Origin of the sequence: Geodermatophilus amargosae (genome assembly GCF_041028265.1) — a bacterium.
Classification (GTDB): domain Bacteria; phylum Actinomycetota; class Actinomycetes; order Mycobacteriales; family Geodermatophilaceae; genus Geodermatophilus; species Geodermatophilus amargosae_A.
Map to the genome: position 1 here is coordinate 256930 of NZ_JABGCW010000010.1, position 12649 is coordinate 269578.

The window sequence follows — 12649 nt, forward strand, 5'->3', positions numbered from 1 at the left end:
GAGGCGGCGGAGATGGCCATCACCGCCGCCCGGACGGGTCAGGTGCGGGACGCCCGCCGCAGTGCCAGCAGGTGGGTGGCGACCGCGGCGCGCCGCGGGGACCCGGCGGGCAGCACCTCGAGGCAGGCCTGCCAGGCGGCGGCGTCGTCGCGGGCCTCGGGCAGCGCGACCCAGCGCAGCAGCAGCTCGGGCCGGCGGCTCGTCAGCACGGCCGCCCGCAGCGCGGTGGCGGTCCGGCGGCGGGCCGCGGCGACGCCGGGCGCGGTGGAGCGGGGCAGCACCGGACCGGGGTAGGCGTCCAGCGCGGCGGCGACCGCCCCCCGGTCGAGCAGCCGGCGGACCCGGTCGACGTCGGTCTGCAGCGGGCGCAGCAGCCGGTAGGGACGCGAGCCCACGAGGTCGTCCCCCACCAGGCGGCGCAGCCGCGACAGCTCGGCGCGCACGGTGACCGCGGCGGTGTCGCCGGCGTGGCACTCGGCGGCCAGCTGCTCGGTGCTGCGCCCCTCCCCCGCGGCGGCGGCCTCGGCCAGCAGGAGCAGCAGCTCGGAGTGGCGCAGCGACAGCTCCGCCGGCCCCGCGGGGCCGGTGAGCCGGGCACGCTCCCGGCCGAGCACCTCGAGCAGCGGCGCGACGGGGCGCACCGGCGCGGGGCGGGGCCCGCGGACGGCGTCGCGCTGCTCCTCGCGGTGCAGCCAGCGCAGCTCCGACTCGACGGCGGCCACGGTGGCGCGCACGAGGGTGAACACGTGCGGGCCGGCCACGTGGTCGCCGCCGGTGACGTCGATCGCGCCGAGGAGCACGCCGGTGACCGGGTGGTGCACCGGCGCGGCCGAGCAGCTCCAGGGCTGCACCGGACGGCGGTAGTGCTCGCTGCCGTAGATCTGCACCGGGTGGTCGACCGCCAGCGCCGTCCCGGGGGCGTTGGTGCCGGCGACCTCCTCCGACCACCGGGCGCCGGCCACGAAGTTCATGTTCTCGGCGAGTGCGCGCAGCCGGCGGTCGCCCTCCACCCACAGCATCCGGCCGTCGGCGTCGGTGACCGCCACGATCATCCGGTCGGCCTCGGCGTCCTCCACGAGCAGCCGGCGGATCACCGGCAGCACCGGCGCCAGCGGGTGCGCGGCGCGGTAGGCGGCCAGGTCGTCGTCGAGCAGGTCGACCGGCGGCCCCTGGCCGTCGGGGTCGACGCCGCTGCGCAGGCTGCGCCGCCAGGAGTCCCAGACCACCGACCGCACGCCCGGCCGCGGCGGCGGGGCGCCGCGGGTCACCAGCGTCTCGTGCGCCGCCCGCAGCCGGCGGGTCAGCCCGGGCGTCGGGGCGCCGTCGGGCAGGGCGAGCCACGGGCTGACACCGGTCACGGCGTTCCCCCGGGGCGCACAGTCATGGTCCGCCCATGGTGACCCGCGTCGCAGGATTGCGCCAGGCGCGGGGCCGCAGGTCAGACGCGGGGTGGCGAGGCCGGGAGCAGCGCCGAGGGGTCCCGCCGGCGCAGCGCGCCCGCCCACAGCCCGGCGCCGTAGGCGAGGTCCTCCAGCCGGCGGGCGGCGGCGAAGCGCAGCGGGCCCACGTCGGCCCGGTGCGGCCACCACGCCAGGACGGCGTCGGCTGCGGCGACGGCGAGCGCGGCCCGCCGCGCCCGGCGGGAGACCAGCGCGGCGACGGCGGTGAGCGGCCAGTGGTGCCGGGTGGCCGAGCGGGTCAGCGTGCGACCGGCCGCGGCGGTGCCGCGCAGCACGAGCGCGGCGGCCAGTCCGTAGGGGGCGCGGCGGCCGGGACCGGCCAGCCGGTGCGCCAGGCGGACCGTCGCGTCGCCGAGCACGGCGGCCGCCAGCACCCGCCCCGCCCGGCCGCCGCCTCCGGCCAGGACGAGCGCGGCCGCCGACCAGGGGCTGATCACCACCGGCGCGACGGCGCGGCCGTGCCGCGCGGCCAGCGGTGCCGCGCCGGTGCCGTAGACGGCCCGCCGGCGCAGCCAGGCGACCGTGGACGACGGGTGCTCGTGGTCGACACGCGCGGCCGGCTCGTAGCGCACCCGCCAGCCCGCCGCGGCCAGCCGCCACACCAGGTCGACGTCCTCGGCCACCCGCATGCCCGCGTCGAAGCCCTCCCCCACCGCCGTCCGCCGCGCCAGCAGGGCCGCGCTGGGCAGGTAGGACAGGCCCGACAGGGGCGCGACCGGGCCCGGCCGCGGCCCCATGTCCAGGGCGCTGACCGCCGTCTCGTAGGGCGTCACCCAGCCCGGCCGCGTGGCCGGCAGGGCGGTGATCCGCGGCGCGACCACGGCCAGCCGGGGATCGGCGAGGTGCGGCAGCAGCTCGCCCAGCCAGCCCGGCCGCGGCACGCAGTCGGAGTCGAGGAAGGCCACGGCCGGCGTCGTCGTGGCGCGCAGCCCGGTGTTGCGCGCCGCCGCGGGGCCCCGCGAACGGTCGTGCCGGAGCACCTCCGCACCGCCCGCGGCGGCGGCCAGCGCCGGGGCGTCGGCCGATCCGTCGTCGACGACGAGCACCCGCAGGCCCGCGGTGTCCGGGTCGGCGCGCAGTGCGGCCAGCAGCCGGGCCACCCCGGCGGCGCGGTCGCGCACCGGGACGACGACGGTGACGTCACCGGGTCCGGGCGCGGGGCCCGCGGGCTCCGGGACCGCGACCCCGGCGTCCTGCAACCGGGCGGCCAGCGTCGCCGTGGCCGGGCCGGTGACGACGAGGCGGTCGGCGTCGAGCAGGTCGACGGCACGAGGGGCCAGGCGCAGCAGCCGCAGCGGCGAGCCGCCGAGCAGCGCCGCCCCGCCCTCGAGGCGGCGGGTGCGCGGGTCGAGGCGCACCGCCCAGCCGTCGGGCAGCCGGGCCTCCGGCGCGAGCGGGATCCTCACCCGGCCAGCACGGCGTCGGTGGTGGTGACCTCGACCAGCGGCGCGTACAGGCCCATGAGGCGCAGCGCCCCGCGGTGGTCGTCGTCACTGCTGCCGGCGCAGGCGTCGGCGACCACCCGCACGGGCACGCCGGCGTCGGCGGCCGGCAGCACGGTGGAGACGACGCAGCAGTCGGTGGCCACGCCGGCCACGGTCAGCGGCCCGCCGCCGACCACATCCGCCAGCTCCGGGCCCCACTTGCCGAACGTGGTCGCCGTCAGCACCCGCGCGGTGCCCGGGTCGTCGACGAGGTCGTAGAGCGGGGCGTCCGGCGGCTGCAGCGCGAAGGGGTACTGCTCGTAGTAGCCGACCCACGCGCCGGCGGGCTCGAGCGGTGCCACGAAGCGGGTGAGGACGACCCGCTCGCCGTAGGCCTCCACCAGGCGCCGCACGCGCGGGCGGACCTCCTCGAAGCGGGGCGCCGTCCACGGGGAGCCCGGGTCGCCGAACACCCGCTGCATGTCCACGACGACGAGCCAGCCGGGGAGGTGCGTCACGTCCGGACCCTAACGGGGGCCGCCGCACCCGGCGGCCACCTCCCGGAGGAAGGTGAGGTTAGGCTGCCCTTTCCACTGATCGAGGAGATCCGCATGTCCCGTCCCCTGCTCCGGCGCGCCACCCTGGTCGCGGCCGCCTTCACCACCGCCGGGGCGCTGGCCGCGTGCGGTTCCGGCGACGCCGGCTCGTCGGCCGACGCGCCGTCGTCCCCGTCCGCCGGCGGTGACGGGGCCTTCCCGGTCACCGTGGGCACCGCGTTCGGCGACGTCGAGGTCGAGGAGGAGCCGCAGCGCGTGGTGGCCCTCGGCTGGTCCGACGCCGAGACGGCACTCGCGCTCGGCGTGCAGCCGGTCGGGGCGAGCGACTGGCTGGCCTTCGGCGGCGAGGGCGTGGGCCCGTGGGCCGAGGGCCGCTACGACGAGGCGCCCGAGCTCATCGAGACGCTCGAGCCCAGCCTCGAGGCGATCGCCGCGCTGGAGCCCGACCTGATCCTGGACACCCGCTCGCCGGCCACCCAGGAGCGCTACGACCAGCTCAGCGCCATCGCCCCGACGATCGGCCAGCCCGAGGGCGTCGACCCGTACCTCACCACCTGGCAGCAGCAGCTCGACCTGGTGGGACAGGCGCTCGGCCGGACCGACGAGGCCGAGCAGCTGCGTACCGACCTCGAGCAGCGCTTCGCCGACGCCGCCGCGGCCAACCCACCGTTCGACGGCACCGAGGTCGCCGTCGGCGCGTACTCCTCCGAGGGCTTCGGCGCCTACGTCCGCGGCGACACCCGCGTGGACTTCATGGAGACCCTCGGCTTCACGAACAAGCAGGCGATCCAGGACCTCGCCACGGAGAGCTTCTTCGTGCCGGTCTCCGACGAGCAGGTCTCGCTGCTCGACGCGCCGCTGACCGTCGTCTTCCCGATCTTCGTCGACCCGTCGCAGATCACCGGCAACCCGCTGTGGCAGACGCTGAGCTCGGTGCAGCAGGGCTCGGCGGTCCTGCTCGACGACGAGGCGCTGGCCAACGCCTTCTCCAGCGGCTCGGTGCTCGGCACGGAGTACGCGCTGGACAACGCGGTGCCGCTGTTCGCCGAGGCGCTGCAGGGCTGAGCGCTCAGCGCACCGCAGGAGGCCGTCCCGGCGCCGCCGGGGCGGCCTCCTGCGTCCCCCGGGTCTCCTGCGCCCGGACGGCCCCGCGGCGCAGCGCGAGCGTGCCGAGCAGCCCGACGGCGAAGGCGGCCAGCACGCCGAGGTTGGCGAACGCCCAGTCACCCTCGCGGCCGCCGAGGCCCAGCGGCCCGAGCAGGTAGCCCTGCCAGTCGAGCCAGCCGGCGTAGGTGTTGGTGACCAGCCCCCAGCCGAGGACGGTGCCGGCCCCCAGGAGCAGCAGCGGCACCGGCGGGACGGCGCCGTAGCGGCCCCGCGCGTCGTACAGGTCGACCTCGGCGTAGGACCGGCGGCGCAGCGCGAGGTCGGCCAGGAAGATGCCGCACCAGGCCGCGATCGGGACGCCCAGGGTGATCAGGAAGCCCTGGAACTGCACGAAGAACCCGCCGGTGGCGACGAAGACCACCCAGATGGCGCCCAGCACCATCAGCGCGCCGTCGATGCCCGCCGCGACCGGGCGGGGCACCCGCACGCCCGCGGCCAGCAGCGACAGCCCCGACGAGTAGATGTCCAGCAGCGCGCCGCCCACCAGGCCGAGCACCGCCACGACGACGAACGGCACGAGGAACCAGGTCGGGAGCAGGGCGGCGAGCGCGCCGATCGGGTCCCCGGCGATCGTGCCCGACAGCTCCGGGTCCGAAGCCGCCAGCAGCAGGCCGGTGCCGAGCAGCACGACCGGGGCCAGCGCGCCCCCGAACGTCGTCCACCCGACGACGCCGCGGGTCGACGCCGTCCGCGGCAGGTAGCGCGAGTAGTCGGCGGCGGCGTTGACCCAGCCGAAGCCGTAGCCGGTCATCGCCAGCACGAGCCCGCCGACGACGGCCGCCGTCGTCCCGTTCGGCACCGCGGTCACCGCCGACCACCGGATGTCGCCGGCCACCAGGACGACGTAGACGACGGTGAGCACGCCGCCGACCACGGTGACGACCGCCTGCATGCGCATGATCGCGTCGAAGCCGAGCACGCCGCCGACCACGACCAGCGCCGCGACGACGAGGAGCGCGACCACCTGGGTCGTCGTCCCGCCGCTCCAGCCGAGCTGGCCGAAGACCGTCGCCGTCGCGAGGGTGGCCAGGCTGACCAGCACCGTCTCCCAGCCGACGGTGAGCACCCAGGACAGCGCGGCCGGCACCCGGTTGCCGTGGACGCCGAACGCCGCGCGGCTGAGCACGAGCGTGGGCGCCGACCCCCGCTTGCCGGCGATCGCGACCAGCCCGCACAACAGGAACGACACGACGATGCCGACCGCGCCGGCGACCAGCGCCTGCCTCGCGGAGATGCCGAAGCCGAGCAGGAACGAGCCGTACGCCAGGCCGAGGACGCTCACGTTGGCGCCGAACCACGGCCAGAAGAGCGAGCGCGGCCGCCCGCGGCGCTCCTCCTCGGCGATGACGTTGATGCCGTTGGTCTCCACGGCGCCCCGTCCGGGCGCGCCGGCGCCCTGGTCCACGGCCTCCTGCTGGGTCATCGACGTCCCCTCCCCGATCGCGTCCGCCGCCATCCTGTCGCTCCGGACCCGGCTCAGCGCAGCCGCCCGTCGTCGCGGACGTCCCACCGGGCGACCGCCGCCGCGAGCCGGGAGGCGAGGTCCGCCAGCAGCCGGGCGCCCTCCTCCGCGGAGGCGCCGGCCGGGTCGCCGAGCACGCCGGTGGGGCTCACCGCCCGCACGCCCTCGGCGCGCAGCCGGGGCAGCAGGTCGGCGATCGGCGTCGTCACACCCGGGACGGACCGGTCGGTCCGCACCGACCCCGGTTCCACGTGCAGCAGCAGCGAGGTCTCGGTGCGCCCGGCGTGCGCGTCGCCGCCGGGGACGCCGCAGGGGAACCAGGCGGCGTCGCGGCCCTCGGTGCGCAGCAGCGGCACCGCCCCCCGCAGCGCGTCGAGGTTGCCCCCGTGCCCGTTGACCACCAGCAGCCGGCCGGCCCAGCGGCACGCCGAGCGCCCGTACTCGACCAGCAGCGCGGTCAGCGCCGCGGTGCCGAGGGACACGGTGCCGGGGAAGTCCTCGTGCTCGCCGCTGGCGCCGTAGGCGAGCGCGGGGGCCAGCACGGCGTCCAGGCCGGCGGCCCGGGTGACCGCCTCGGCGACGACCGTGTCCGTGGCGGACGGCAGGTGGCGCCCGTGCTGCTCGACCGAGCCGAGCGGGACGACCAGCAGCGGCCGCTCGGGCAGCTCCGGCCACGCGGCCCCGGCCAGGTCGGGCACGCGCCCACCCTAGGCGGCAGGAACGGCCGTTCCTGCCGCCCGGGGTCAGGCGGTGGCGTCGTCGTCCACGGGCAGTTGCCACGGCCGGACGACGAACACCAGGACGGCGAGCGCGATCACCAGCGCGCCGACGACGACGGTGCCCATGGCGACCGCGTCGTTGCCGAGGACGCCGACCAGCGGGGCGACCGCCGCGCCGACCCCGAACTGCACGGCGCCGAGCAGCGCCGCGGCGGTACCGGCGGCCTCGCCGTGCCGGGACAGCGCCAGCGCGGGGGCGTTGGGCAGCGCCAGCCCGCAGGCGAACAGCACCGCCCACAGCGACAGCGCGACCGCCCACAGCCCGCCGGTCCCGGTGCCCGCGAGCACGAGCAGGACCGCGCCGGCCAGCGCGCCGGCCACGACGCCGGTCACGAGCACCTGGGCCGGGGAGAACCAGCGCAGGACCACCGGGTTGAGCTGGGTGGCCCCGATCAGCCAGATGGCGCCGGCGCCGAAGAGCAGGCCGAACTGCTGCTCGTCGAGGCCGAACTGGTCCTGGAACACGAACGAGGAGCCCGAGACGTAGCTGAACAGCCCGGCCATGGTCAGGCCGGCGACCAGCACCAGGCCGACGTAGGCCCGGTCGCGGAACAGCGCCCGGTAGCTGCGCAGCGTCCCGGCCAGGCCGCTGCTGCGCCGGCGCTCCGGGGGGAGCGTCTCGCGGACGGCGAACCAGCCGACGGCGAGCAGCAGCAGCCCGTACACCGCGAGCACGAGGAAGACGCCGCGCCAGGAGGTGATCCGCAGGACCTCGCCCCCCACGGTCGGCGCCAGCACCGGTGCCGCCCCGAGGACGAGGAAGAGCCGCGACAGCATGGTCGCCGCGGCCCGCCCCTCGAACAGGTCCCGCACGACGGCGAGGGCGATCACCGCGCCGGCCGCCGTCCCCACGCCCTGCACGAAGCGCAGCAGGCCGAGCACCTCGATCGACGGCGCGACGAGCACCAGCAGCGAGGCGACGACGTGCAGCGCCGTCCCGGCCAGCAGCGGCCGCCTGCGCCCGAGGGCGTCGGACAGCGGGCCCAGGACCAGCTGGCCGAGCGCGAGACCGACCAGGGTGCCGGTGAGCGTGAGCTGCACCGTCGACGCGCTGGTCTGCAGGTCGTCGGCGATGGTCGGCAGCGCGGGCAGGTACATGTCCACCGTCAGCGGGCCCAGCGCCACGAAGGCGCCGAGGGTGAGGGCGGTGCGGGCCGTCCCGGGCCGGTCGGTCGTCGCGGGCGGCGCGGTCGGCCGGTCCTGGATCGTCGTCACGTCGATGGCGAAGCCACCCCGGTACCGGTGCATTCCGCCGTGCCGGGCAGGTCACAGGACCGTTCCCGGCCCGACACGCGTCGGTGCCCGTGTTCCCCGGCGGAATCGGGGAAGAGCAGGGACATGACCACCGACTCCCCGGAAGCCACCCGTAAGGTCGCCGAGCTCCTCAAGGGCCAGAAGTTCGGCTTCCTCACCACGACCATGCCCGACGGCCGGCTGACCAGCCGCCCGATGGCGCTGCAGGAGGTCGAGTTCGACGGCGACCTCTGGTTCTTCGCCGAGCACGACGCCCCGTGGCTGGCACACATCACCACCTCGCCGCAGGTCAACGTGGGCCTGGGCTCCGGCGGCACCTGGGTCTCCCTGACCGGCACCGCCCGGGTGGTCGACGACGTCGCGAAGAAGAAGGAGCTGTGGAACAGCGGCGTCGAGGCGTGGCTGCCCCAGGGCCCCGAGGACCCCGCCGTGGTGCTGGTCAAGGTCGAGGGCGACACCGCGGAGTACTGGGACAGCCCGGGCAACCGCCTGGCGACGGCGCTGAGCTTCGTCAAGGCCAAGGCCACCGGCAGCCAGCCCAGCACCGGTGAGAAGGACGTCGTCGACCTCCCGTGACGCCACGGGTGCGGCGGCCCGTTCGGCCGCCGCACCCGCGCGGGTGTCCAGCCGGCTCCCGGGCAGGTCCCCGGGAGCGGTCAGGGACGGCGGTCAGGCTGGGGGCACGTCACCCGGAGGTGCCCCGTGCTCATCCTCGCCGTCCTGGTCGCCCTGTTCGCGACCATGACCCTGGCCGACCTCGCCCCCGGTCTCCTGCCCGCCAGGGTCGCAGCCGTCCGTCGTGGCCCCGACCCGCTGAGCGTCAGCCGAGCGGGACGCCGGCGAGCGGCGACTCGTCGCAGATCCGGGCGGGTGGTGCGGGTGTGGGCCGAGTCGGGATCGCGGGCATGCCGAGCAGCGTGGGCTGGCCGCGGACCGGGCCGGTGTGCGAGTGGTCGAGGTGGCTCCTGGGCGTGACCAGGTCGAGGTCCCGCGCGGCCAGGGCGGACTCGCCGTGGCCCTGCACGCACTCGGGGTCGGGCCCGTCCAGCGGCAGGCCGGTGAAGAACTTCGCCGCCATGCAGCCGCCGCGGCAGGCGTCGAAGTGCGCGCACTTCGTGCACGCGCCGCCGGTCTGCGGGCTGCGCAGCTCCTGGAACAGGTCCGACTGCTGCCACACCCGCTGGAAGCCGCCCTCGCCGCGCACGTTGCCGGCGAGGAACTGCTCGTGGATGGCGAAGGGGCAGGCGTAGACGTCGCCGACCGGGTCGATCAGGCACACCACGCGCCCGGCACCGCAGAGGTTGAGGCCGGGCAGCGCCTCGCCGTAGGCCGACAGGTGGAAGAACGAGTCACCGGTGAGCACGCGGTCGCCGTTGGCCAGCAGCCACGCGTACAGCTCGCGCTGCTGGGCCTGGGTGGGGTGCAGCTGGTCCCAGACGTCGGCCCCGCGGCCGGAGGGCCGCAGCCGGGTGATCCGCAGCTGGGCGCCGTAGCGGTCGGTCAGTGCCCGGAACTCGTCGAGCTGGGAGACGTTCTCCCGCGTGACCACCACGGAGACCTTGAAGTCCTTCATCCCGGCCTCGGCGAGGTTCTCCAGGGCCGTGACGGCGGTGGCGAACGAGCCGGTGCCGCGGACGCGGTCGTTCACCTCGGCGGTCGCGCCGTCGAGGGAGATCTGCACGTCGACGTAGTCGGTGGCCGCCAGCTGCGCGGCCCGCTCCCGGTCCAGCTTGACGCCGTTGGTGGAGAACTTCACGCCGACGTCGTGGCCGATGGCGTAGTCGAGCAGGTGCCAGAAGTCCGGCCGGACGGTGGGCTCGCCGCCGCCGACGTTGACGTAGAAGACCTGCATCCGCTGCAGCTCGTCGATGACGCCCTCGGCCTCGGCGGTGCTCAGCTCGCGCGGGTCGCGCCGGCCCGAGGAGGACAGGCAGTGCACGCACGCCAGGTTGCAGGCGTAGGTGAGCTCCCAGGTGAGGCAGATGGGGGCGTCGAGGCCGTACTCGAACTGGTCGACGAGCCGCCCACCGGTCGGCCGCTGGGGAACCACGGCGGTCATGCGCGCACCTCGATCATCTGGGAGCGGGCGAGGTCGGCGAGCGCCTTGACGTAGGCGGGCCGCTGGGCCTCGGGGACGCCGCACGCGACGAGGGTCGCGTCGGCGCTGGGGTGGTCGGCCAGCGTCTCGACGACGGTGACCAGCGTCTTCGACTTGAGGAACGACAGCTTCCGGTTGCCGAAGTGGTAGACGAGCGCCCCGAACGGCTCCGGCCGCAGGGCCACCGACCGGGCGCGCCGCCAGGGCAGCGCGGGGTCGAAGACGTCCGCGGCCGGAGCGGTGGGGTCCACGACGGGTGCGCTCAGTAGACGCCGCACATGCCGTCGATGGAGACCTCCTCCACGAGGGACTCCTCGACCAGGGCCTCCTCGGCGGCCGTCTGGGTCTCTGCCTGGGTCTCGGTCGAGGCGGTCGTCTCGGGCATGCGGACCTCCGGGGGAACGGCGGAACGGGATGCGGGGGACGTTAGAGACACCGAGTGCCACCGGCAAGCGAGGGCCGGTCACCCCCGGGGAGTCGGGGGCTGACCTCCCCGGCGGGGTGGGCCAGGATGGACCCGTGAGCTCGTCGTCGGCCGCCGACGTCCCGCCCGGGACCCTCTCCGCCGTCCCGCTGCGCGTGGGGGACGGCCGGGGGGGCACCCGCGCCCGGATCGAGCGGGCGGCCCTGGAGCTCTTCGGCGCGCAGGGGTTCGAGCAGGTGACCATCGAGGAGATCGCCGCGGTCGCGGGCACGAGCCGCCGCACGTTCTTCCGGCACGTGGGCAGCAAGGCCGACGCCGTGTGGGGCGACTTCGCCGGCCACGTGGCCCGGCTGGCCGCCCTGCTCGACGCGGCCGGCGACGACGTCGCCGTGCTGCCCGCCGTCTTCGGCGCCTACGTCGAGGCCAACGACTACGCCGAGGCCGACCTCCCGGTGCTGCGCCGGCGGATGCGGCTGATCCTCACCGAGCCGGCGCTGCAGGCGCACTCGCAGGTGCGCTACGCCGACGTCGACGAGGTGGTGGCGCGCTACGTCGCCCGCCGGTGCGGGCAGGCCCCCTCGGCGCTGCTCCCCCGGCTGGTCGCCACCACCACCCGCGCGGCGGCCACCACCGCCTTCGAGGTGTGGCTGGCGGGGGAGGACGGCTCGCTGGCCGAGGCGCTGCGGACGGCGTTCGGCCAGCTCGCGGAGGGCTTCCCCGGCCTGCGCTGACCCCCGGCGCGGCAGGGGAAGCGCTACGCAGGTCCCGGGCCGCGGAACGTGGGGAGAGCTTCCTATGCCCGGGAGGTCGCGGCGTGCAGGCCCTCGAGCAGGCGGTCGACGTCGTCGTCGTCGCTGTAGGGCGCCAGGCCCACCCGCAGGCCGCCGGCGTCGCCGAGGCCCAGCGCCCGCGATGCCTCGATCGCGTAGAAGCTGCCGGCCGGGGCGTTGACGCCGCGCCCGGCCAGCGCGCGGGACACCTCGGCGGCGGGCCGGTCGGCCCAGGTCAGCAGCAGCGTCGGCGTGCGGTGCCGGGCGCGCGACCACAGCGTGACGCCGGGCAGCTCCGCGACGCCCTCCTCGACCCGCTCGCGCAGCCGGTCCTCGTGCGCCTCGACGGCGGCCATGCCGGCCAGCAGCCGCGCCCGCCGGTCGCCGTCGTCCCCACCGAGGGAGGCGAGGTAGTCGACCGCCGCGGTGGTCCCGGCGAGCAGCTCGTAGGGCAGGGTGCCGAGCTCGAAGCGCTCGGGGACGGCGTCGGTCGAGGGCAGCAGCTTGTCCGGGTGCAGCGTCTCCAGCAGCGACGGCGCGGCGACCACGCAGCCCAGGTGCGGGCCGAGGAACTTGTACGGCGAGCAGGCGAAGACGTCCGCGCCGAGTGCCGCGACGTCGACCGGCGCGTGCGCGGTGAGGTGCACGCCGTCGACGTAGGTGAGCGCGCCGGCCTCGTGGGCCAGCGCGGTGAGCGCCGGGACGTCGGGCCGGGTGCCGATCAGGTTCGAGGCGCCGGTGACCGCGACCACCCGCGTGCGGTCGGACAGCACCGCGGCGAGCGCCTCGGGGGTCAGCTCGCCGGTGGCCGGGTCGAGGTCGGCCCAGCGGACGGTGGCCCCCCGGGCGGCCGCGGCCTGTACCCAGGGGCGCACGTTCGCGTCGTGGTCCAGCCGGGTGACGACCACCTCGTCGCCGGGGCCCCAGCCCGCCGCCAGCGCGCGGGAGAGGTCGTAGGTCAGCTGCGTCATCGAGCGCCCGAACACGACGCCGCCGGGGTCGCCCCCGGCCAGGTCGGCGACGGCGGCGCGGGCGGCCAGCACGACGTCGTCGGCGTTGCGCTCGGCCTCGGTGAGCCGGCCGCGGTTGGCGATCGGCGCGGTCAGCGTGGCGGCCACCGCGTGCGCGACCTGGCGCGGCACCTGCGAGCCGCCCGGGCCGTCGAAGTGGGCGGCCCCGGCGCGCAGGGCGGGGAAGTCCGCGCGGACGGCGGCGACGTCGTAGGCGGTGCTCGTGCTGGTCATCGCCGGACAG

General features: G+C 76.7%; 13 protein-coding genes. 3 read left to right on the forward strand and 10 right to left on the reverse strand.

Going from position 1 to position 12649, the window contains the following annotated elements; genetic code table 11:
- Positions 1-38 precede the first annotated feature (38 nt).
- The 3 genes from HLV61_RS14325 to HLV61_RS14335 form a co-directional block, all read right to left on the reverse strand.
- Positions 39-1358, reverse strand: coding sequence for a phytochrome sensor protein (locus HLV61_RS14325; RefSeq protein ID WP_369256529.1), 1320 nt, complete (start codon positions 1356-1358; stop codon positions 39-41).
- Positions 1359-1438: 80 nt separating this feature from the next.
- On the reverse strand, positions 1439-2866 hold the full coding sequence (gene mftF, locus HLV61_RS14330; RefSeq protein WP_369256531.1) for a mycofactocin biosynthesis glycosyltransferase MftF: 1428 nt from the start codon (positions 2864-2866) through the stop codon (positions 1439-1441).
- Positions 2863-3402: a cysteine hydrolase family protein gene (locus HLV61_RS14335; RefSeq protein ID WP_369256533.1), complete on the reverse strand. Its 540-nt coding sequence runs from the start codon at positions 3400-3402 to the stop codon at positions 2863-2865. Before HLV61_RS14335 ends, mftF begins: the two co-directional genes overlap by 4 nt.
- Before the next feature lie 93 nt (positions 3403-3495).
- On the opposite strand from HLV61_RS14335, the gene HLV61_RS14340 reads away from it, so the two are divergent.
- On the forward strand, positions 3496-4506 hold the full coding sequence (locus HLV61_RS14340) for an ABC transporter substrate-binding protein (RefSeq protein WP_369256535.1): 1011 nt from the start codon (positions 3496-3498) through the stop codon (positions 4504-4506).
- A 4-nt stretch (positions 4507-4510) separates the two neighbouring features.
- On the opposite strand, the gene HLV61_RS14345 is transcribed toward HLV61_RS14340, so the two are convergent.
- From HLV61_RS14345 to HLV61_RS14355, 3 genes are read right to left on the reverse strand one after another with little or no spacing between them, the layout of a single operon-like run.
- Entirely contained in the window at positions 4511-6031 is a 1521-nt protein-coding gene (locus HLV61_RS14345) for a purine-cytosine permease family protein (RefSeq protein WP_369256537.1), read from the reverse strand.
- A gap of 53 nt (positions 6032-6084) precedes the next feature.
- Complete coding sequence (mftE, locus tag HLV61_RS14350) at positions 6085-6768, reverse strand: mycofactocin biosynthesis peptidyl-dipeptidase MftE (RefSeq protein ID WP_369256539.1); 684 nt, start codon at positions 6766-6768, stop codon at positions 6085-6087.
- A gap of 45 nt (positions 6769-6813) precedes the next feature.
- Positions 6814-8097, reverse strand: a complete 1284-nt coding sequence (locus tag HLV61_RS14355) for a multidrug effflux MFS transporter (RefSeq protein ID WP_369256541.1) — start codon at positions 8095-8097, stop codon at positions 6814-6816.
- 90 nt (positions 8098-8187) lie between these two features.
- Here HLV61_RS14355 and HLV61_RS14360 point away from each other — a divergent pair, with 90 nt between their 5' ends.
- Positions 8188-8679, forward strand: a complete 492-nt coding sequence (locus tag HLV61_RS14360; protein ID WP_369256543.1) for a pyridoxamine 5'-phosphate oxidase family protein — start codon at positions 8188-8190, stop codon at positions 8677-8679.
- 244 nt (positions 8680-8923) lie between these two features.
- On the opposite strand, the gene mftC is transcribed toward HLV61_RS14360, so the two are convergent.
- Genes mftC through mftA form a run of 3 tightly spaced genes read right to left on the reverse strand, consistent with a single transcriptional unit; the run spans position 8924 to position 10586 of the window.
- Positions 8924-10162: a mycofactocin radical SAM maturase gene (mftC, locus tag HLV61_RS14365; protein ID WP_369256545.1), complete on the reverse strand. Its 1239-nt coding sequence runs from the start codon at positions 10160-10162 to the stop codon at positions 8924-8926.
- Complete coding sequence (mftB, locus tag HLV61_RS14370; protein WP_369256547.1) at positions 10159-10452, reverse strand: mycofactocin biosynthesis chaperone MftB; 294 nt, start codon at positions 10450-10452, stop codon at positions 10159-10161. The genes mftC and mftB overlap by 4 nt, the downstream gene beginning before the upstream one ends.
- A gap of 11 nt (positions 10453-10463) precedes the next feature.
- Complete coding sequence (gene mftA / locus HLV61_RS14375; protein ID WP_369256549.1) at positions 10464-10586, reverse strand: mycofactocin precursor MftA; 123 nt, start codon at positions 10584-10586, stop codon at positions 10464-10466.
- Positions 10587-10720: 134 nt separating this feature from the next.
- Here mftA and mftR point away from each other — a divergent pair, with 134 nt between their 5' ends.
- Positions 10721-11356, forward strand: coding sequence for a mycofactocin system transcriptional regulator (gene mftR, locus HLV61_RS14380; protein ID WP_369256551.1), 636 nt, complete (start codon positions 10721-10723; stop codon positions 11354-11356).
- A 62-nt stretch (positions 11357-11418) separates the two neighbouring features.
- Here mftR and HLV61_RS14385 read toward each other — a convergent pair whose 3' ends face one another.
- Positions 11419-12639: a cysteine desulfurase-like protein gene (locus HLV61_RS14385; RefSeq protein WP_369256553.1), complete on the reverse strand. Its 1221-nt coding sequence runs from the start codon at positions 12637-12639 to the stop codon at positions 11419-11421.
- Positions 12640-12649: the final 10 nt, after the last annotated feature.

Excerpts from the sequence above, each read along its gene's own strand:
- HLV61_RS14340 (WP_369256535.1), top strand. The coding sequence starts at position 3,496 with ATGTCCCGTCCCCTGCTCCGGCGCGCCACCCTGGTCGCGGCCGCCTTC.
- HLV61_RS14345 (WP_369256537.1), bottom strand. The coding sequence starts at position 6,031 with ATGACCCAGCAGGAGGCCGTGGACCAGGGCGCCGGCGCGCCCGGACGG.
- mftC (WP_369256545.1), bottom strand. The coding sequence starts at position 10,162 with ATGACCGCCGTGGTTCCCCAGCGGCCGACCGGTGGGCGGCTCGTCGAC.
- HLV61_RS14360 (WP_369256543.1), top strand. The coding sequence starts at position 8,188 with ATGACCACCGACTCCCCGGAAGCCACCCGTAAGGTCGCCGAGCTCCTC.
- mftA (WP_369256549.1), bottom strand. The coding sequence starts at position 10,586 with ATGCCCGAGACGACCGCCTCGACCGAGACCCAGGCAGAGACCCAGACG.
- HLV61_RS14355 (WP_369256541.1), bottom strand. The coding sequence starts at position 8,097 with ATGCACCGGTACCGGGGTGGCTTCGCCATCGACGTGACGACGATCCAG.
- HLV61_RS14385 (WP_369256553.1), bottom strand. The coding sequence starts at position 12,639 with ATGACCAGCACGAGCACCGCCTACGACGTCGCCGCCGTCCGCGCGGAC.